The sequence below is a fragment of the Paenibacillus sp. JZ16 genome, from assembly GCF_015326965.1.
GTDB lineage: Bacteria > Bacillota > Bacilli > Paenibacillales > Paenibacillaceae > Paenibacillus_AQ.
In genome coordinates, this window is sequence record NZ_CP017659.1 from 5,795,303 (window position 1) to 5,817,110 (window position 21,808).

General features: G+C 49.8%; 13 protein-coding genes and 1 pseudogene. 7 read left to right on the top strand and 7 right to left on the bottom strand.

Translation table 11 applies throughout. The features are described 5' to 3' along the window. Positions 1-250: 250 nt before the first annotated feature. Complete coding sequence (locus BJP58_RS25970) at positions 251-1,495, top strand: DUF4073 domain-containing protein (RefSeq protein ID WP_194541183.1); 1,245 nt, start codon at positions 251-253, stop codon at positions 1,493-1,495. A gap of 65 nt (positions 1,496-1,560) precedes the next feature. Here BJP58_RS25970 and BJP58_RS25975 read toward each other — a convergent pair whose 3' ends face one another. Beyond that, complete coding sequence (locus BJP58_RS25975) at positions 1,561-3,024, bottom strand: Msr family ABC-F type ribosomal protection protein (protein ID WP_194545064.1); 1,464 nt, start codon at positions 3,022-3,024, stop codon at positions 1,561-1,563. 122 nt (positions 3,025-3,146) lie between these two features. Next, positions 3,147-4,359, bottom strand: a pseudogene (locus BJP58_RS25980) (MFS transporter). Between the two features lie 610 nt (positions 4,360-4,969). On the opposite strand from BJP58_RS25980, the gene BJP58_RS25985 reads away from it, so the two are divergent. Next, complete coding sequence (locus tag BJP58_RS25985; protein ID WP_233354769.1) at positions 4,970-5,899, top strand: cache domain-containing protein; 930 nt, start codon at positions 4,970-4,972, stop codon at positions 5,897-5,899. A gap of 617 nt (positions 5,900-6,516) precedes the next feature. Further along, positions 6,517-7,521 (top strand): peptide-methionine (S)-S-oxide reductase MsrA, encoded by a 1,005-nt coding sequence (gene msrA, locus BJP58_RS25990; protein ID WP_194541184.1) that lies wholly within the window; start codon positions 6,517-6,519, stop codon positions 7,519-7,521. A 142-nt stretch (positions 7,522-7,663) separates the two neighbouring features. Here msrA and BJP58_RS25995 read toward each other — a convergent pair whose 3' ends face one another. Beyond that, a complete protein-coding gene (locus tag BJP58_RS25995; RefSeq protein WP_194541185.1) occupies positions 7,664-8,602 on the bottom strand; it encodes an SGNH/GDSL hydrolase family protein in 939 nt (312 codons plus the stop codon). Between the two features lie 488 nt (positions 8,603-9,090). Next, a complete protein-coding gene (locus BJP58_RS26000; RefSeq protein WP_194541186.1) occupies positions 9,091-9,885 on the bottom strand; it encodes an AraC family transcriptional regulator in 795 nt (264 codons plus the stop codon). Positions 9,886-10,034: 149 nt separating this feature from the next. Here BJP58_RS26000 and BJP58_RS26005 point away from each other — a divergent pair, with 149 nt between their 5' ends. From BJP58_RS26005 to BJP58_RS26015, 3 genes are all read left to right on the top strand, one after another. After that, on the top strand, positions 10,035-11,489 hold the full coding sequence (locus tag BJP58_RS26005; protein ID WP_194541187.1) for an L-fucose/L-arabinose isomerase family protein: 1,455 nt from the start codon (positions 10,035-10,037) through the stop codon (positions 11,487-11,489). Positions 11,490-11,492: 3 nt separating this feature from the next. Beyond that, complete coding sequence (locus BJP58_RS26010) at positions 11,493-13,967, top strand: hypothetical protein (protein WP_194541188.1); 2,475 nt, start codon at positions 11,493-11,495, stop codon at positions 13,965-13,967. Positions 13,968-14,103: 136 nt separating this feature from the next. Beyond that, positions 14,104-14,784 (top strand): AraC family transcriptional regulator, encoded by a 681-nt coding sequence (locus tag BJP58_RS26015; RefSeq protein WP_194541189.1) that lies wholly within the window; start codon positions 14,104-14,106, stop codon positions 14,782-14,784. Positions 14,785-14,950: 166 nt separating this feature from the next. Here the strand turns inward: BJP58_RS26015 and BJP58_RS26020 are convergent, their stop codons facing one another. Further along, the gene (locus BJP58_RS26020) at positions 14,951-16,321 is read right to left on the bottom strand and encodes a (Fe-S)-binding protein (RefSeq protein WP_194541190.1); all 1,371 of its coding nucleotides are present in this window, start codon (positions 16,319-16,321) and stop codon (positions 14,951-14,953) included. Continuing rightward, complete coding sequence (locus BJP58_RS26025; protein WP_194541191.1) at positions 16,314-17,729, bottom strand: FAD-binding oxidoreductase; 1,416 nt, start codon at positions 17,727-17,729, stop codon at positions 16,314-16,316. Before BJP58_RS26025 ends, BJP58_RS26020 begins: the two co-directional genes overlap by 8 nt. 109 nt (positions 17,730-17,838) lie before the next feature. Here BJP58_RS26025 and BJP58_RS26030 point away from each other — a divergent pair, with 109 nt between their 5' ends. Continuing rightward, positions 17,839-18,576 (top strand): FadR/GntR family transcriptional regulator, encoded by a 738-nt coding sequence (locus BJP58_RS26030; protein WP_194541192.1) that lies wholly within the window; start codon positions 17,839-17,841, stop codon positions 18,574-18,576. Positions 18,577-18,702: 126 nt separating this feature from the next. Here BJP58_RS26030 and BJP58_RS26035 read toward each other — a convergent pair whose 3' ends face one another. Further along, positions 18,703-21,606 carry a family 78 glycoside hydrolase catalytic domain gene (locus BJP58_RS26035; protein ID WP_194541193.1) on the bottom strand — a complete coding sequence of 968 codons (2,904 nt, stop codon included), beginning with the start codon at positions 21,604-21,606 and terminating at the stop codon, positions 18,703-18,705. Positions 21,607-21,808 lie beyond the last annotated feature (202 nt).

The following is a 21,808-nucleotide window of genomic DNA, read 5'->3' on the forward strand; positions in this document are numbered from 1 at the left end:
TAGTATTTTCTATGAAGACAAAGCAGCTAAGGGATTGGGTAAAGGGGTGTACGATGCGCAAACACATTCACATTCGAATGTGTTTTTATTTTCTGTAAATATGGTTGCAACTCTAGTTAATTTACATTTTTTTGTGCAATATTTACTCTAGGAGAATATTACCCTAATATTTCCGGTTTACTATAAAATAGGAACTTATATTGTTTTGCGGACCATATTCTGAAAATGACGATAACTAGGAGGAATCATAGTGAAGAAGCTACTACCAAGTATTATGGCAGCATCTATTGTTTTCAATGCAGGTGCTTTTTCAGGATCAGCTCAAGCAAAACTGGATGAACATCTATTCTCCAAAGATCCAGGTCTTACTTTTGATGTCATCAGTGACATTCAAGGGGATTACAATGACTTTAAGCATGTACTTAACGATATGAAACAGGTAAACCCTGCTTCGAAAGCATTAATCGTGAACGGTGATATTACGGACCGAGGTTGGGATTTTGAATATCAAGCCGTACAACAGGTGTTAGATCATAATCCTCATCCAGAACATGTTTGGTACAGCATAGGAAATCATGAGTTTTATAAACCGAAATGGGCAGCACCGAACAAATTAGCGCAAAACACGTGGCCGAATAATACGCCGGAATCCGAAATGCTCCAAAATTTTTATAACTTTACTGGCGAGGAGAAAGTCTACCATAAAAAAGAGTTAGACGGATATCCGTTCCTTTTCTTAGGAACCGAAAAATATATGCACTACCATGATGCGTCTTTGTGGGATGAGGTTTATCTTAGCGATGAGCAGCTTGATTGGTTAAAGCAGAATCTTGAGGAATATTCCAAGAACGATCCAAATAAACCGATCTTCCTCTTTAGTCATCATATCCTCAAGGACAGTATTTCAGGCTCTAATCAATCGCCGTATACAGGTGATTACTTAGACCAGGCTAAATTAGAAGCGATCTTAAAGGATTACCCGCAAGTCATTCTTTTTACAAGCCACAGCCACTGGGATCTGAATCTTCCGGATTGGGCAGGTAAAAAGGTAGTAGAAGGTGGAGATCAACGTGGTTTTACTGTTGTGAACACAGCTGGGATTCAGGCGGGCTGGGCATCGGCAGGGCCTAATGGTGGTGAAGTGTCGACGGGCAATGATTTTAAACAGGGACTTCAGGTTGAAGTGAACGGAAATGATGTAAAGATCAAAGCGTATGATTATAAAACAGATAAAGTCATTAAAGAGCTGGGTGTGCATCATGGTACGGTTGCTCAATTACCACCTCATGTTAAAGCCGATGATGAAAAAAATGAACTCATTGGTGCTACCCAATACATGGAATACTCTGTGAATGGGAATGGGAATGGTCGCTGGGTTGACTATGATCCTAAGAACCCTCCGAAATTTGAAGGAAACCAAAATGTATTCGTTCGCCATAAAGGTGAAATGAACCTGGAAGATGGATTATCTAAAAAGGTGACTTTCAAAAAATAATGTTGAAAAGAAAGAACAGAGCGTTGATTCTATCAACGCTCTGTTCTTTGGGTACACCAATGTCGTTAAGCCCTCTGAATGATTTTTTTATCCTCGATTTCATATACGGTATCGGCTACATTCTCTATCAAACGGATATCGTGCGATATGAAAATGATCGTTCCAGCATAGTTCTTCATCAATTGTTCCAGCGCTTCCACTGCAGGGAGATCCAGAAAATTGCTGGGTTCATCCATCAACAGGATGTTATATCTCCCTAACAACAGTTTGGCAAGCTGCAATTTCATGAGTTCTCCGCCGCTTAAAACGGATAAATCCTTGCGAACATCTTGCTGAGAAAATCCCATGGATGCCAAGACAGCGCGAATTTCCGATACCTCATAATCACAGTTTTCTAACATGAACTCCATAACACCCTGATCACGGTCAAACTTGTAACCCGTTTGGGCAAAATAGCCGATTTCCGCTTTAGGGGATACGGAAATACCATGCTCACGGTGGAGAATCATCTTGAAGAGCGTCGTTTTACCTGATCCGTTCGCGCCGGTGATCACGATCTTGGCACCTAATGGAAACTGGAAGGAAGCCTTCTCGAATATCGCCTTGCCCTCAAACTGTTTGCAAATCTCTTTCCCGGTGATCGGAAACGGATGATGAAGCTCTAAAGCTTTGCTTTGCCGAAAACGGATGGATCGCATGGCTTCAGGAGGTTTCACATCACCGAGCGCTTCGATTCGGTGCTCCATATGTTTAGCGGCATTATGGAGCTTTTTTTGTTTGCTGCCCGTTGATTTTTGATGAGCCAGGCGGCCGCCGCTATCGGAGCTGTTTTTTCGCGATGCGCCCTTGGCCTTTTGATCCACCTTCCGAGCTTGATTGTGCTTTTCAGTAATGGCTTTCTCTAGCCGCTCCCGTTCAGCAGTAAACTGCTTATATTTTGCAGCCTGGCTATGCCGTTCCTCTTCCTTCTGGCGCAAGTAATCGGAATATCCGCCCCAGTACTCCGTGATTTTCCCCTCATTCAACTCCCAGATCTTATCAACGACCTGGTCAAGGAAATAACGGTCGTGGCTGATGATGAGTAATGCGCCCGAATAATATTTAAGCTGGTGGATCAAAAAGTCTATGCCAACTCGATCCAGATGACACGTCGGTTCATCGGCAAAGATTCCGTGCACCTCACCGGACAGGGCCTGTGCTATTTTTAGCCGTGTTTCTTCACCGCCGCTCATATTCTCCGCTTCGAAGCTTTCAATTCCCAGCTTGCCGATTAAAGCGTAGTCCTTGATCTCTTGCACCATGACATCATCCAACTGGGGAATATAACTGAAGTTGCCTTCCCGAATAAGTTTACCGTGGGACAAAGGAATTTCCCCCAGCAGCACTTTTAGCAGTGTGCTTTTTCCTGCTCCGTTCGCGCCAACCAGACCGATTCGGTCATAGTCGTAAAGCTCCAGTTCGTCAATGTCCAGAACATCGCGCCCCGAATATTCCACCAAAATATCTTTTGCTTTTATCAATAATTCCATCATTATTGCCTCCTTCAAAAATCGCAGTTTTCTGTTCGCAGGATCGCCTGCGATTGAAGAAGAGAGGTTTAAATAAAGAAGTACCAATGGATGGATCTCATAAGAATTGCCCCTTTTCATATTTACTTGTCTAAATTTCGGATAGACGGAAGCAGCACGCATAGAACTGCAATTCCTATGATGCACACCCCAGATAACATAAACCACGTATGAATTCCAATTCGATCTGCAAAAATACCCGACACGATTAATCCGATCGGCATGGCGAAGGACATCATGCTGCCCAATAAGCCGAATACACGCCCTAAATACTCAGGTTGAATTTTCTCTTGGATCAGAGCCATCTGTACACCATTGTAAAATGGACTTGAAAAGCCCATCAACGCACTGCACAGAACGAAGATCAGGAAGCCGTGGATCGGCAGCAGGCCGGATATGAACAAAGCAATTCCCATCAACGATATGGAAAAAATGATGCTCATCGCTCGGTTCTTGAAGCCGCCCCACACACTAAGCAACAAGCTGCCAATCAACATTCCAGCGGCAAAGACGATTTCTACGATCGAAGCGTGGGTTGCCGTCCCGCCAAAATAACTCATGCTCATTAAGGGAAACAATGCATTGATTGGCATGAAGACAAACATATATAGCGCACCAATCCATAGCAATGAAAATAACCCCTTAGATTCCCGGAAAATACGAAATCCTTCTTTTGCTTCCTCGAAAAACCTTCCCTTTCACATCTTCGACCAGCCTAACTTGCTTCGGAATAGCAATCATCGCCACAGTGATGCTGGCAATCAATGCACCCAATACGTCCATGGCAATAATGGCGTTTAATTCCCATGTTGCATATAGGAAAGCTCCAATAGCTGGGCTCAGAATATAACTTACAGATTGTACCGATTGGCTGTAACCAGCGCATTTCGTTAATTGATCTTCCGGTACCAGTAAAGGCGTTACGGCACTCAAAGCAGGCGTGTGAAAAGCCGTTCCGATACTACGGACAAACAATACGATCATCACGACCCATACCGGCAGCTCGATGAAGAGTGCGACCATGGCCAAGGCAGCACCAGCGGCTGCAACCATGAGGTCTGCACCGATCATAACCATTTTTCGATTCCAACGGTCAACCAAAACACCGATCATGGTTCCCAACACGGCCTGAGGTAAAAAACCAACCATGGTCGCCATGGAGAGCACCATAGCTGATCCTGTAGTCTCGGTTAGGTGCCAAATGATGGCCATTTGAAGGACGGCACTCGTAATTAGTGAAACCGCCTGACCTGTCCATATCGTAAAGAAATTTCGCTTCCAATTTTGTTGTATCATGTCTATACTCCCTGTATTTTTTATTGTCCGGCTGTTTTTGGCAATAAAAAATACAGATCCGAGTCCACAACGGGGCTTAAATCTGCATGGATAATGAGAGAAGATGGCGATATAAAGGCATAGCAAAAAAAAGCTATCCGGATCGCGATCTATGTCTACATACGCAGGAAATAAGCAGCTCAAAAAAAGCCCACATTTGTGGTTGGAAAATCCGCTTTTTTATTGCCAGCTTATCTTATACGCATGGAATGTAACATAGATAACGAGCCTCCTCATAAATGACACGTTGAATGATAACATTGGCTGCCACACCTGTCAATAAAATAGTTGCAAAGGGAAGACCGGATATTCCAATCAAAATTGATGTTGATTTTACAGCACTCCAAGCAACTTAAAGTATGAGTAGGGATAGGCTTTTTTTGCATGCCCAACAATATAATATTGATAGATATGCACCTGCAAAATCTACCTAACAGCAAGCCCATAAGGTATAATCAATTATAATTATTGTAAGCGCTTTATATTGATTGGGACTGCATCATGCTCAATACGCTTCTCTGAATTGTTCCGTGTGACAGTATCTTTCTAATTCAGGCCAAGGGGGTTAAGGATGCTTCAGATGAGAAACTGGATCGATTCCGTTGGAAGGATGAAAAAGCGTAAGTTTTTTCTGAAGTTAATTGTCACGACGGTGCTGATTACTGTGCTGCCGAGTTTGGTCTCCAATATTTTCGCATATTACAGGGTATCTGGCATTGTAGAAGAAGAGACCGGGAACAACAAGCTGCAATATTTAAACCAGACGATCAACACGCTTGAGATTTTACTTAACCGGATTAAGGAAAATTCGAATTTGCTTGCCCTCAACCGCTCTTTCATCAGCTTCGAGAATTTTCCGAACGGGGCTTATTATGAAGGGCTTCAAGGAGCGATACCGGAGGATGACCTGCCGGCGCTGTATGCTTATCTGGAAGCCAAGAAGAATACCTTCCTCACGATGAACTCATTCAAACTCTCCGATCAATTCGTGGATTCCGTATACTTTTATGACAGCAGCAAGAACCTAGTGATCACTTCCGATAATGACCGCTCCAACCGTCAGTTTCGGAGGGAGGACTTTTATGATAAAGACTGGTATGACGCCGTGCAGACCATGCAGGTGAATCCTGTCTTCCTGGACACTCGGACCGCGAAGCAATATCCCAAGGGGGAGAAGGATCTCCTTTCCGTGATCTATAAATCCAAAAAAGCCAATAATGCCATTATCGTCAACCTCGATGCGGCCATGATTTATGAGGATATTATCAGCAAATTAAACGCGAGCGACGACATGTACGTTGTGTCCGCATCCGGAAATGTCGTATTCCGCAGCCAATCTTCAATAGGGGATGGAGTTCAGCAAATCGGGTTATCCGAGGCTTTGCATAATGCCAAGTCAGGGTCGTATACCATTGAGCTTGATGGAGGGAAGAAGCTGGTCAGCTACTCATCCTCCGCGCTGCTGGGTTGGACCTTCGTCAACATATACCGCTGGTCCTGATGGAGGAGATACAGCTTGAGGAAATTACGCTGACAAGTACCACGATATCCGGAGGAGCGTATTGCTACTCGTTCTCGATGCAGCAGGGTGCAAGCTGTAGCTGGGGAAAGTCTGTGAGGGAGACATATAAAGCGGTTGAAGAATAAATTTAATTTAAAAGAATAGAGAAATCTATCTGTGAGGGAACAGATAGAATGTTATAATTTGGATTGTACATACACACCTTGAGTGGGCGCACTCCTCTTAAAGGAGGTGGTGCGATGAACGTTTCGTTCGGTGAAGTGATAACCTTCGGGATTTTCCTGCTGGCATTGCTGACTTACATCGATAAACGACGAAAGTAACCCACTCCTAAGGTTGGCGCCTAAGTGGGTTACTTTCTCATTCCTGACTTGATCTTGGAGGAGAAATCCTGCTCAAGATGTTTGTACAAAGGAGTAGCCATAGGCCGGCTGCTCCTTATTGCTATTCTTATCTTATCATACCCCTTTCTAGACCTCAATAACGGATCGATTGCACAAAATACTAGTGAAGAGTAAGGATACTTGCTGCGATTGAGTCCTCAAGACTACACTAGTATCATAATGAAACAGACAAACATCAAAGGAGGGACTGCCTTGTATCATGCAATTGGAAAGACGCAATTGGCGACATTTGCTGGCGGTTGTTTCTGGTGCATGGTGAAGCCGTTTGACGAGCTTCCTGGTATTCTATCCCTGGTTTCGGGTTACACGGGCGGCCATACGGAGAATCCAACCTATGAAGAAGTGGGAACGGAAACGACAGGTCATTACGAAGCTGTGCAAATCCGGTTTGAACCCGATGTGTTCCCGTATACAAGGCTCCTGGACATTTACTGGCGCTTGATTGATCCAACGGATGCGGAAGGCCAGTTCATGGACCGTGGGGCGTCGTACCGGTCAGCGATTTTCGTGCATGACGGGGCGCAGCGCGAGCAGGCGGAAGCCTCCAAGCGCAGCCTGCAGCTTAGCGGCCGGTTCAAGGGGAGGATTGTGACACCGATTCTGCCTGCGGGGCCCTTTTATCCTGCGGAGGATCTTCACCAGAATTACTATAATACCCACCGTTATGACTATAACCGGTATTATGAGGGCTCCGGCAGAGCTTCTTTTGTCGAGCGGCATTGGGATCGGAAACAGGACAAGGAAGAGCTGCAGAGGCGTCTTACCGCGCTCCAGTATGCAGTGACGCAAGAAGGCTTGGATGAGCCCGCTTATGATAATCCGTATTGGAATAACACAAGCCGGGGGATTTACGTGGATGTGGTGAACGGAGACCCTTTATTCAGCTCAACCGACCAATATGATGCCCGAACGGGATTGCCGGCTTTTATGAAACCCCTGCATGAGGGATATATCAGAAAAAAAGGAGATCTTCGCGGCGGCAAGGTACGCACCGCGCTCTATGGCAGATTGTCCGGCTCTTACCTCGGTCACCTATACCATGACGGACCTCCGCCTGGCGGCTTGCATTACCAGATAAACTCGGCGGCGCTGCGCTTTGTGCCGGAGGGGGAGATGGTTCGGGAAGGGTACGGTGAAAAGCCCGATCTCCAGATAGAGAGCTGCCGAGAAATTAATGCTTCGAGGATAAGAATGTAAGGTTACGTCAGTGACTCCATAGAACACAGTCCGTTTAAGAGCGTACATTCACTTCCTTTGGAGCAGTGGGAAGGAACATAGATTCTCCAGAAGGATGTCGCAAGGTTATGGCGTGATGACGCTGGGATCATCTAGGGATGAATTAGCCGTTCCTAAGAAGCTTTACGATTTCATTGTAAAACAGATTGGCGATCAGGCCTTGTCCATCTCCATTCGGATGCACCGTTCCTTCAGGTGTATTGATGTACGTATTGCCGGTTGTAGCCGCATATAGGTCAGCGCATGAAATCCCTTTGTTCAGGCAAGCTGTTTTTACCTCGTTTACCTTTACCATATTTTGTTCATTCGTATAGTAAGTGTTGTATTGGATAGTCGAACCTATGATATTGGCATCCGGCAACAGTTCACGTATTTTATCAAATCCTCGTTCCAAATCGGCGCGGGGATTTGTATTATTCATCCCCGCAAGCCATAGGATCAGATCCGGCCTACTCGGAGCGACGACCGCATCTAGGATTTGGGTGATAGTATGGATCGGTGCCCCGGACAGACCGTGAATGCTTACCGGAATGGAGAGCATCTGCTGAAGTCTTCGTCCATAGAGCGAGTCGGGCCGGGAGGCGACATTGGCGCCGAAGGTGATGGAGTCTCCGATGCAGACGATGTTTCTTATACGCTCCGTTTTCGGATGAACGAAATCGGGCAGAAGATAATCGATATCAACATAACAGGCTGTGGATGCGGCGTTTTTGATCCCCTTTTTCCGAATGGATATGGTGTGGTAGCCCTCCGTTAGACCGGTTATGGAATAGACGAGCACGCCGTGCTGTGCAGTGGCGCTGTAGAAGTCGATTTTCCCGTGGAACACGTCGTCGACATATACATCGGCTAGGCCGAAGCTGTTCCCCTTCGTGGCATATATGTCTATCCCTCTGATGTATCCGCTCCAGGAGGCCGACGCGTTGGCAGCAGGCGTTCCATCCGAATCATGCCTGCTGTGCAGACTGGCGTTGGCCTTATGCTGGACGGTCCAATTGCCCGTATAGGCAAGTGCCCCATCCTCTACCTTTAATTTAGTCATTGGCAGATCCTCCTTGTTCAAGTATGGATGGGCAAGACCATACGGTCCAACTGCCCGTAAAATTCGAGACCTTATAAGGTGGATAGAAGAGAACATAGCTTAGTCTTTATTTTAGGATAGGGAGGCAAGGAGGGGATACGGGACGTTTTTGACTTTGTTGCCTGATATTAACGACTTTGAACGCCGGGCTTCGGATCGTAGAATCCTTCCAGAAATCATAGCTGCGTTCATGGCTCGGAGGATAGATGCGCATTAAACTTAAAGCATGAACCGGTTCAGCACACAGACATTTCAACAGGAGAGTTGTTATGGGTTGTACGGGAGGGGTGCAGAAGCTTCGAATAAGCGATAACGGACGAATTGTTGATCCGTGCGGACGGATTGCCGTTTTTGGCTGGGTGTTACGACCTGGAATTTATTCCATAAATTTAGCGTTGATAATTTTAAAGGCTGAAATGATATGGCGGCCAAGGGACATAGATGCCGTTTTACTTTGTTTTCACCCAAATACGCGGCTTCTCCTTGACATAGACGGACGGCAGAATGCCGGTGATTTTTTTGAACACTTTATTGAAATAGGAGGGCTCACAAAAGCCGAGATAGTCCGAAATCTCGCTGACGTTCATCTGGGAGCCTGTCAGCAGGTCGCAGGCGGCTGAGATGCGGATCTGCTGGATGTATTCGGTTAATGTAACCCCCGTTGCTTGCCGGAACAGGCCGCTTATGTAATTGGGTGTCAATTCGACATGGGCGGCAAGATCCTGAACGGATATGGTCTCCCGGTAGTGCTCCAGAATGTACTGCTGCAACTGCATGACAATGCCGTAGGACTTGGCCGGGATGGAGCGGTTGCCGACGTCCTCGTTAAGGATAGCCAGCATCTCCAGCATCATGCCGTGGCAGAGGGTCCGTGTATAGGGTGACTTGCGGAGCCAATGCTGGGTAAGCAGGGAAAAGCGGTGCCTCATATAGTCCGCATTGACCAACTTGGCCTTGATGCTCTGCGGTTCCGACAGCAGGGGCAGGCCTTCGCCGTTTCCTTTATAACGGAAATGGGCGGCATACATGTCATGTGGGTGTCCGCTTTCGTTGACGGCCGACCGGTGTGCGCCTTCGGGAATAAACAGCATATCGCCTTTTTCCAACGATAACTTGGCTCCACTTACGTTGTAAACGATTTCACCGGAAGTCAGGAGCAGCAAAATATAATGGTCTGCCGGAGCGGGCGGAACATGCCACCCCGGCTCGCAGTGCTCGAAATAAATGGCAACGGGTTCAATCATGGGACCAGCTCCTTTTCCTGGGATAAGTGATTAAGGGTCATTATATGCGAAACGCGTATTTTTTCCAACGGGTTGTTTTATACATGTTTTGCCTGACTTGAAGTTTTAAATCGGCAAGTCTAAATCAAATGAATCAGGTGGTGTTCGATATGAGTGGATTCATCCATCGTGCCAAGGCCCGAGTGGGTGTAATAACGGTGGGGCATGAGCCTTACTGGGGGCAATTCTCCGGACTTAAGGAAGAGCTGCAAGGGAACGGAAAAAAATTTGAGAATATGCTTCGGAATCTGGATGTTGAGGTGGTATCGGCAGGTTTTGTGGATAATGTGGATCAATCCTTTGCAGCGGCGGCTCGCTTAAAAGCTGCTGACGTGGACTTTTTGTTTTGCAATTTAAGCACTTATGTGACCTCATCGTCGGCCGTAACTGCGATTCTTAACCTTTCGGTGCCTACCGTATTGGTAGCTTTGCAGCCGTTAAAAAAGCTGGACTATCGCCATACAACGACTTATATGCAGCTGGCCAACGACAATATATGCTCCCTTCCCGAAATCAGCGGCGTTCTTGTGCGGGCCGGTAAGCCGGCTGCCGGCATGATTGTCGGCACGCTCGACAATGATGAAAGAGCAGCGCGGGAACTTGCGGCGTGGTGCCAGGTTGCGAATGCCCGCAGAGCCTTCAAATATGCCCGGATCGGGTATCTGGGCCACACGTACGAGGGCATGTATGACATGAACTCTGACCCTACCGCTTTTACGGCCGCTTTCGGTTCGCATATTCAAATGCTGGAGATGTGCGATCTCGCCAAATTGGTCAATGGGGTAACTTCGACCGAAATGGCCGACAAGCTGGATGAAATCCACAGCGTGTTTACCATGGCCGATCCGTTTATCGATCCGATTACGAGGCCGATCCGTCAAGAGGATCTCGATTGGTCCGCCAAGGTAGCGGTCGGGCTCGATAAGCTGGTAGCCGAATACGGGCTGACCGGATTGGCCTATTATTATCGCGGATTGGACAACAACGAATATGAGCGGATCGGCTCGAATATGGTGCTCGGCAATTCGCTGCTTACCGCCAAGGGCATTCCTCTGGCAGGGGAGGCGGATTTGAAAACGTGCGCGGCCATGCTGATCATGGACCGACTCGGCGGCGGCGGGTCCTTTGCCGAGCTGCATCCGTGCGACTTCGAGGACGATATCGTGCTGGTCGGACACGATGGACCGCACAATATTCGGATCAGCGACGGAAAGCCGGTTATCCGCGGATTGGATGTGTTCCACGGCAAGAGCGGATCGGGCATCGGGGTGGAGTTCAGCATAAAGACCGGCCCCGTGACACTGCTGGGCATTTCACAGACGGAGGACGGGCGATTCAAAATGATTGCGGCCCAGGGCGAATCCGTACAGGGGGAGATTCCCCAAACCGGCAATACCAACACGCGCTGCAGCTTCGGATGCCGTGTTGCCGAGTTCGTGGAGAATTGGTGTGCGGCAGGACCGACCCACCATTTTGCCCTCGGGGTCGGCCACCTGAATGCCAAGATTAGGAATGTGGCCAATGTGCTGGGCATTGAGCTTGAAGTGGTACAGGGGGGCATATAAAGGATGAGTCAATCCAGAGAACGTCAACGAAGGCTGAACCGGGTCACACTCGAAATGAGTCTCAAGCCGTTTACGAACTTGGAACAGACGGCGATTGACGTGATATGCGCCGAGGCCATCCGTCAATGGCTCCCGCTGATCGGCATGGCCGACAAGGCTTCGATGCTGTTGTGGGTAGCCGATGGCAGCGAAATTTTAACCTGGGACGGGAACGAGGAGACGGAATTCGAATGGGCCAAGTATATCGGTTTCGCCAATGAGCATTGTTTTAGCCACATTCAGGGAGAGGACGACCCAAGAATCGCTCGCCCCTACAGGGATAACCCTGTCCGTATGACTTACGGCGATCTCGGAAGGATTGTGAGCAGCTTCAAACGAGTGGCTGCCGAGCAATTTGGGGTGAGCATGGAGGTGGGGGCTACGTTTGATGCTGGTCCAGAATTTGCTTATTCCGGCTTTAAATATCGGGATCATCCGGAGATTAATCGGGCAGAGCTTGGAGGACAGTATATATCGCTCAAAGCCGATTATACGGTCGTTTGTACTTGGTCCAAACTTCACGCAGACGGTGCCGGGTATGCGGCTTATCTGAACGGGATTCCCGAAGGTACTCCTTTCGGCGAATTTCTCGGGCGTCAATGCGCGAGCTTTCTGCCTGCCATGGGTTTTGATTATATTTGGTTTTCCAACGGTTTTGCGGTTTCCTATTTTCCCTGGACGTATTTGGGTGCCAATTATAACGGCTCGCAAATGCCTTTGACCGATTACAACGAGCTGTCCACTAAGGTGATGTCCTTCTGGGACGATTTCAAACGCGAGTGCCCGAATTATCGTACCGAAATCCGGGGCACGAACTTCGGGACGGGGATGGATCTGGCAAAAGATTACATCCCGATGCTTTCCTTGTATGAAAAAGGATACATTGAGCTCCCTCCGCCCAATTCTCCGTGGGGAGCCCTCAATTATGACTTTGGACTGGAAATGACGGGGTACCTGTCCAGAATCGCCGAAATCCCCGGCGTTACCTATCCTTTCCGTTTCTATCCGAATGATCCATGGTTCTGGCAAAATCCGTGGCGGGATTTATATGACCGCGAACCACACGACATCTACTGTCCGCTGGCCGCAGCCAGGGTGAACCATGCGGGGGAGCTTGAGGGACCCGGGATTGTGGAGATTCTGACGATTGATACCGAGAAGGGTGAGCTGAACGAAGAGGATGCGCAGGAAATCATCCCGCATCTGCGAAGAGCAATAACGCAGGCGCCGGACCAGCCGGGCCTCTTGACCTGGGTTTATCCATTCCGTGAGCTGCATGATAGGATAGCGGCATCGAGCAGTCATTCCGGGAGCATCTTCTTTCATGACTGGTTTATCCGCAACGCCATCAATCAGGGATTGCCGCTGAATACAGTGATCGGAACAGACAGCTTGTTTAGGATGAACCAAGACGCGGCTGGGAAGCTGAAGGATACGATCCTTCTCGTGTCGGCTTCTTGGCTGACCGGCGCGAATGCTGATTACTTTACGAATTATGTCCGCTCGGGCGGCCGGCTACTGCTTTACGGTGCTGTTAACGACTCCACGTTGCTGGACCTCCTAAATTTAAAGTTAGGCGAGGCCCTGGAAGGCGATTTTGAAGTGGGCGGCTTTGATTTTCTGGAAGATGGACTGTCCGTTTCCCAACCGTTGTTCCGGTCACGGAGGCTTCGCCATCAGGCTCGTATTGGCGATGGGGGATTCCGGGAACAACTCAACAATGCGAACGATGCATTCACGACCTCGGCGGTGAATCTTCATCAAGATGGCGAGGTGCGGGTGTATGCGATAAGCAGACAGCATCCGACCTGGGGTGGCGGCCGTGTCGGCTGGGTGAGAGGTTCCCTGCCGTTTGAAGATTCGGGTATTACCCATCTGCCCGTAAGACAGGATGCTCCGCTGCTTGACGGTTCCGTTGTCCTGCGATACATGCTTCAGCACTTCGGATACACGATTGTGCAGGATAAGTACGAGGAATCATCCACGCCTGCGCTCATGTTCGTAAAGCGGCATGATAATGCCTTTATATACACCGGTTGCAAGAAGGATTCCTCGGTGACCTTCCGCCTCCGGATGCCTGAGGGCATTCCGGTCATCATCGGCCAAGCGACCATGGGAGGCGTTGCGGAAGCTGCTTATGCACTGGACCGGACCTTCCATGACGAATGTCGGGTATTTGTCGACCAGAAGGAGCCTGGACAAATATGGTGCCGCGAGAACAGCCCAGTGTCCACCAGAAAGGTGAATCCGGTCCGGACGATTACCGTCGGCGGCCTCAAGGAGGCCGCTGTGACCGTATACCCGCCTTTATGGGCGATTGAAGGAGAACGTTTGGATATAAGGTGCAGCTATGCCGCGCATGAGGAAGTCCCCTGGACCCGGCAGGGGAACAAGGTTTTGCTGGAAGAGATCAGCGGTACGATCAACATTTCCTGGTAGGAGAGGAGCGTGTCACGATCATGATATACCGGATACAAGCTGAAGCGGACATTTCGAATGGGCATTGGTGATGAAATTGCTCAATACCGAACCGAAAAGGGAAGAGAGGAGACGATCAAGCCGTTTGTTTATAGAAATGGAACAGCTTCGATCGAGGCTTAACAAATTCGATTTGCTCGAGAATTATTTGGATAACGGAGAGAAGGGAGAATTTGTAGCATTCTTTCGTGAGCTGTTCACTGTAGAGGTTCCTCTCTTCTCTGAAGAGGAAGGCAGGTGGTGCGAGCTTGAGTTGTTTTCCCGTCTGTCCGCGTTCTTCCTGTCATACATAAATAGGCGAAGATTGTTGGAAGAGCTTGATTCCTCTACGATTCAGGCCGAGAAAATGCTAAGTCCCGATGAACATGCCGGATGGAATGAAATGATCGATTATTTTTGCGAGCTGGGGGCCGTACTGGCCGATTACAATGGGCAGCAGCAGATTGAGAGAACCCATGAGATGATTGCTAAGGTTCATGATTACATTCATCAGTTTTTGCATGAAGAGCTGTCCCTTACCAAGCTGGCTGAGCTTGTTTATTTGAGTCCGCCTTACTTCTCCAGGCTATATAAGCAGATGACCGGACAGGGGCTGCTGAGTTATATCAACAAAACCCGGATTAACAAGGCTAAGCTGCTTCTGAAGACGACAGACCGGAAGATTCATGAGATCGCCTCAGAAATAGGTCTGGAATCTGCCCCTTATTTTACAAGACTATTTAGGAAAAGAACCGGTTTCACCCCGCAGGAGTATCGTGACAGCAGTAAATCGTGGTGAGAATGAGCTTCACTGGGGGTGGGGCACGCTTCGAGGGGGCTGCAAAATAATAGGTCATGAATAAACCGACACCGCAAATTCCGGGTGTCGGTTCTTTTAGCTGGTGAGGCTTGCCGTTACATGCTGTCAGAAGAGCGTTCTTCCAAGAGACTGACGTACATAAGAATCAAGCATCTTGTTTGGACAATCGTTCATACAGAAAATCAACCACATGCTTTACTTCTATCGGTTCGCCGCGGCCATGCTGTTCCACCCCAAGCTTCATCTGCAGAAGACAACCGGGATTGCTGGTTAGAATATACCTGGCACCGGTCACATTGACGTTATCCATCTTGTGCTCCAGGATCTGGCCCGCCATCTCGGGCTGCGTCACATTGTAAATGCCTGCGGAGCCGCAGCAGCGGTCCGCTTCCTTCATTTCCTGAAAGGTGACATTAGCTACTTGGTTTATGAGCTGCCTAGGCGCCGATCCGCTGCGCATGACATTGCGCAAATGGCACGAATCCTGATACGTGACGATCACCGGTTCGGCTGTTGTCGCTGCAGATTCGGCAAATGCAGGGATCCGCCCATGCTCCACGAGCAGCCTGCTGATATCCACGACCCTGCTCGCGAACCAGGCGGCTTGTTCATTCCAATCCTCATCCCCGTGGAGCAGATGGTCATACTCCACGAGCAGGGCCCCGCAGCCGCCAGCATTGGATACGATATAGTCCACGTTCAATTCCTTGAACACCTTGACGTTGATCCTTGCCAGATTTCTTGCGAGCTCAAGTTCCCCGCTGTGGGCATGCAAAGCCCCGCAGCAAGTTTGTTCCGGGGGGATCACAACCTCAAACCCGGCTTCCGAGAGCAGTTTGACCGTGTTGACATTGGTGCCGGCAAACATCACGTCCATAATGCAGCCCCTGAACAAAGCCACGCGCGCAATTGGAGCACCTTTGGCTGGATGGACGGTTCCGAGCTGCTCGATGACTCCCTGTGCGGTGGCATCCGGCAGAATCCGCTCCATATCGCGCAGTGGCTTGGGAAAGAGCCGCATAATTCCGGTTCCTCTTGCCACGCGTCGCAAACCGGATGTTTGGTAAAAGTTTAGCGTTCTGCCCAACGATTTCAATCGGTTGCGGTGAGGGAATACCCCCTTGAAAAAGAGCTTGCGGATCCCCCTAACGGGTGGCGAATGCACAGAGTGATCCTCGATTGCATCCCTGGCCTGTTCGATCAGTTGGCCGTATTTGACGTCGGCCGGACATACCGGCTCGCAGGCTCGGCATCCCAGGCAATGGTTCATCTGATCGCGAAACATGTCATCGGGTTCCATTAGTCCGTCAGCAACGGCTTTCATCAATGCGATACGCCCCCGGGGAGATTCCGGCTCGACCCCGGTTTCCCTGAACGTGGGGCAGGCCGGGAGGCAAAACCCGCAGCGCATGCAGTTGGTTAATTGATCGTAATCAAGTTTCTCCAGCAAGGTCCGAGCCAAGGGATTCGCGTGGTTAATCTGGGGTTTCTTGCTTATGTTGGTTTGTTTATCCATGGTCTATAACCACCCTTCTCCTTGTTTCTTTGGCAAAAACCTTGCCCGGATTTAACAAATTGTCGGGATCGAACACCTTCTTAATCCCCTTCATGAGCTCCATGCCGGAGGCGCCGATCTTCCATTCAAGGAACGGAGCCTTCACCATGCCTACCCCGTGCTCGCCAGTAATCGTTCCGCCAAGCTCAAGGGCGGCGGCGAAAATTTCCTCGAAGGCCTGCTCTACCCTGTGTATTTCCTCGGTATCTCTGGCATCGGTCGTCGCCGTAGGATGCAGATTGCCGTCGCCGGCATGGCCGAAGGTAGCAATCGTGACGTTGTATTTGATTGAAATTTCATTGATCCGGCGTACCATGTCGGCGATCTTGGACCGGGGAACGGTCGCATCCTCAAGAATGGTGGTTGGGCGAAGACGTGCCAGCGCAGTAAAGGCGCTTCTTCTCGCCGTCAGCAGCCGCTCTGCTTCCTCCCGGGTGGCAGCCACCTGAATTGTGTCCGCCTGCTCGCGTGTACATATCTGACGAATCTGTTCAATATCTCTGGTCACGGTTTCAGGATCACCGTCCTGCTCAATCAGCAGAATGGCTTCCATATCCAAAGGAAGGCCCAGCTTGGCAAAATCATCAACGACACGTATGGTCGGGTTATCCATGAATTCCAGCGTCGCCGGAATGATTTTGGATTCGATAATGGCGGATACGGTGCGTGCCGCCCCGTACAGATCGCGGAACATGGCGAGCATCGTCATTTTGCTCTTCGGTGGAGGGATCAGCTTCAAGGTTGCCTCCGTTATGATCGCAAGCGTGCCCTCAGAACCGACCAGCAGCTTGGTCAAATCATATCCCGCCACATCCTTCATCAGTTTTCCGCCGGTACGGATGATTTCGCCGCTGGCGAGGACGGCTTCCAAACCGATCACGTAGTCCTTCGTCGTGCCGTATTTCAAACCACGAAGCCCGCCGGAGCATTCGGCGATATTTCCACCGATCGTCGAGATTCGCATGCTGCTCGGATCGGGAGGATAGAACAGGCCTAAGGACTCGATATGATGGATAAAATCCGCGGTAATCATGCCGGGCTGAACCGTAGCCGTTAGATTTTCTAAATCCAGCTCAAGCAAGCGATTCATCCTATGCATCACCATAACCACCCCACCTTGGACCGGAACGGTTCCGCCGCATAGATTGGAGCCGGAGCCTCTGGAAACGAGAGGTATTTTATAGAATGACAACGCCTTCATTATGGCGGAAACTTGTTCCGTGCTTTCAGGATAGACTACCCCGTCCGGCAGCGCCTGCAGCATCGGGGTCCCGTCATAGGAGTGGGTAATCAATGCTTCTTTATCGTCCCGAAAGTGGGCATCACCAACGATGGCACGAAGCTGTGCGGTGAGAGCCGGATCTAACATATCGAAATTCCCTCCTCTATTGATCAGGTCATCTGATGACTTTTGTTTTATTATATGACATGATTATAGTAATGAATAGTTAAAAATTTAAACAGGGGGCGAAATTGCCGTGCGAACGATCAAAGTGGAAAACCAGAAGGGGCACGAAATCGTAGGAGAGCATCTCCTTCAGCAAATTCGGGAAGGGCATCTCCTCCCGGGCCAAAAATTGCCTTCCGTCGTTGAATTGGCCGCCGCTTACGGCGTCGGGCGGTCCACGATCCGCGAGGCGGTCAGCGCGCTCAAGGCTATGGGATGGCTCGATGTGCGCCAAGGAGGTGGAACGTATGTGAAGCCGGTCCTTCCCAGCGAGCCCAAAAGCGGCGCCGATGTGCTGTTTCAAGGCGCCGAATCCCTGGTGGAGCTGCTGGAGGTCCGCAAGGTGCTGGAGACCGGCGCCGCCTCCTTGGCTGCAAAACGGCGTACGGACCAGGATCTGGAGCGAATGCGTGCTGCCCTTTTGCAGATGGAGCATGGGCTTAGCGCCAAGGATACCCGTGAAGGCGAACGGGCTGACATTGCTTTTCATATGGCCATAGCGGCTGCGTCGGGCAACACGTTGCTGATTCAGCTGATGGAGTCGTTATCCGACCGTTTAACGGAAACCATCCGGAAGACCAGAGAACTATGGTTTTATAAAGAGCAATCAACCGCTTCCCGGCTGTTGATCGAGCACCAGACCATATTTGACGCGATTGAGCGGCAGGACCAAGAGCAGGCAGCCGCACGGATCGAAGCCCACCTGATCAAGGTAGAACAGGTGCTTCGGGGAGCATTGGAGGCTGGTGGCGACAACATATCAGATTGACAATCGCGATGGGAGTTCGGAGAATGTCCCGTATTTCACCCCAAGAAAAACCCCTCCAAGTAGACTTTAATGCGCTTACTGCACGTTGTCTACTTAAAGGGGATCATCACGGTTGCTTTGTGTCGATTATGGGAGCCTAATCAATTCGACCTTCATGTCATAGCCGGCGGGTGCCTCTGTCAACACCTCTACATGTGCCGGAACTTCCAGGCGCATGTGAAGCAGACCCTCGTCTTCGAATCGCCACGAGACATCAATTCGCCCATTGTCGGGAAGCGGAACCGTGCCTCGCGCCCAGGCCAATCCACTGGGCTGAGGTGCTACACGGACCTTATCCCAACCCGGAGTAAGTCCCTGCACACCTAACACCTGATGGCCGAGGAAATAAGCAGGTGCGGCTGACCAGGCATGACAATGGCTACGGGTTAGCACCCTTGGGTTATTATGGTAACCACTCCATGGGAACATCTCCCAGCAGGACGTGGCGCCATGTTCGATCATATAGCCATAGTTTTTACGCATATCTGCAACCAGTAGATCCGGGCGACCGAGCTTCGTTAAAGCTTCATAGTAAAAGAACAACATAAAGGGGCTGCCTGCCTGCACAAACCGTTCCGGAGGATCTGTAATATACCGCTCGAGTGTAGATTTGCGATCTCCATTCGCAATATCGCATAGATACGCAACGATCTGTGTTTGCATGCTGGTCGTGGCGGAATATCTCCCGTCCGCATGAATACAGTCCACATAGGCTGCCCGTTCCTCATCCCACAGATGCAGATCAATGGCATCGCGCAGCTTGTCGGCAGCTTTCCTCAACTGATCCGCGACAGCCGATTCACCGGCGGTATCTCCGATCTCGGCAGCATCGCGCAGTGCTTTGACCATAAACATATTTTGCGGGGTCACCACACCTTCTCTTGGCTGCTCCATCGGTGCCCAATCGAGCAGGTTCCAGCCCGAGCGTTCCAGTAGTCCCTTGTCATTCTGAAGCTTGAGATATTGCTCCAGCGTGCGGTTGACATGCGGCCAGATGTCCACGATGAATGGTACTTCCCCGTGATAATGGTAGTATTCGAGACAAGCCGTTACCCAGAAAAAAGTCCAGTTCGGAATCACGCTGTTCCAACCGCTCGGCACTTGATCCACATATAGGAGCGTCTGGCAGGAGGAACCGGGCACCAATTTCAGGCAGCGACTGACGATCTCTTTGGCCCCAAAGGTGTAGTAGCTAACTAAAGCCTCGTTACGTGCATCGCCTACCCAGTATACTTGCTCGAAGGCGGGGCAATCGACAAAAGTGTCCTCCATGCACAGCCGGGTCGTGTCCCGACTAATAGCCCAAATATCGTTCAGCAGCGGGTCGCTGCTGCGGAAGCTGCCTACATTCGCAACCGGGTAGTTGCTTTGTATCAATTTTATTTCGTGCAGCTTTACAGGACGGGACGCTTCACGCAAAGTAAGAGCCAGGTAGCGCAGCCCTCGCCGGACTACGGAAACATAAGATTGACGGCCTTCCTTGCAAACATAGCGGAATGTATTATCCACAAGGTAGGTATGTTGACGCCAGCCGTCGCTCATGTACTCAAATCCGTAACCATCCACGATAGTGCCTGAGGAGGCATCCAGCTCAATGGCGATATAACCTGACAGTTCCCGGCCGAAATCGATGACGATCTCCGTGTCCAAACCGGCGTATACAGGGATAGACGCTGAGTGCGGAGTAGCCAGCACTGCCTGCTGCATGGCCGACGGAACCGGATAAACCTGCTCGTTGACCTTCCAGACGCAAGAGGTAAACACATCATTGAGATTTACAAGCTGATTCTTAATCGGGTGAATCCAGCTTCCGAACGTTTTCAAATCCGCTAATGAAGCCACGCTGCAAATCTTTGCATAGTCAGGGTGATTTCTTTCCAGGAGACGGCGCGGTTGATGATCAATGTCCTCAATAACATCAAAGGGCCCGATGGAGACAAAGGGGGCGGATGATGCATACTCAGGCCCCAATGCGGGTGCGTGCACAGTAAAGGAGGCGCTGCTGTCAAAGCCGATATGGAAGCCGTGACCATGACAGCTGCCTGTTACATCTATAAGCAGAAGATGCTCGCCCGATTCCAGCTCAAAAGTGGTATAACGTTCCGGAACTTCACCGACATAGCGGTCTTCGGACAACCAATGTCCATTTACGCTTAGACGGGCATGCGTTCTGCCGCTGTCTACCATGCCAACGGTCAATGGAGCTGCCTGTTCCATTCGGATCAGGGTAGCGATGAGACCGCAAAACTCGATAACATTCGCATGATCCGAGCTCTCAGGGAATAAAATACTCCGCAGATCAAGTACAGCGCTCCAAGCCGCCGGTCGTACTGCACGGAGACTCTCCACGTGGGAGGGATAGAGAGGTTCCTCAGTTAAGTATGGGATATCGCGTTCCACCAGACTCGTCCAGGGAGCCATACCTGCGGGGCCAATTGCGGTTGCCGACTCCCATCCACTATCATCATATCCAGTCTGGATCCAATCCTCTTCCCATCCTCTTGCGTCCAAGATCTCAGTAAAGCCCAGCTGACAAGATATTCGTGATGAAGATGAATCGTAACCGGAATGAACAGCGGTTTTCCAAGACTCATCCGAAATGGTAACCGATTCGGACGGTGATGTCAGTCGCTGTCTATCCAGCTGTACCAGCAATCCCGCCCTTCCTCGAAGATACTGAAAGGTGGAAATTCCGTAATGGATGACAAGTACAGCAATGACATTTTCCTGACCTGCCCGCAGCAAATGACCGATCTCATATTCATCATAGGCGAGTTCAAAGGGCCAAGACCGTACGGGGCCACGTCCAACCTGCTCCCCGTTAACATACAAGACATAACGCGAATCAGCGGTAAGCTTTAGCAGCGCTTGGTCCAATGTACCTTCCGGGACAAAGGAATGTCGAAAGCAGCGCCACTCATTACGGGGACTCTCACAGCCGGCACCCCAGATCCAGGACGCTCGCCAATTTGATACTGAAGGTTGATTCATTAGAAACCTCCCAGAAATAATAATGGCCGTATTTTTATATAGTGAATGAATTAAAAAGAAGGAAGGGAATTGGACTAAATAGAAGGGGAGGGGAGTCGCCGATCGGCAAACCCATTGTATACCGAAATTGGAAGGTTGTATAGTGAAACGTAGCCTAAACATAGGTATACACATACCGATTGGGATTGAAGTGCAAACTGTC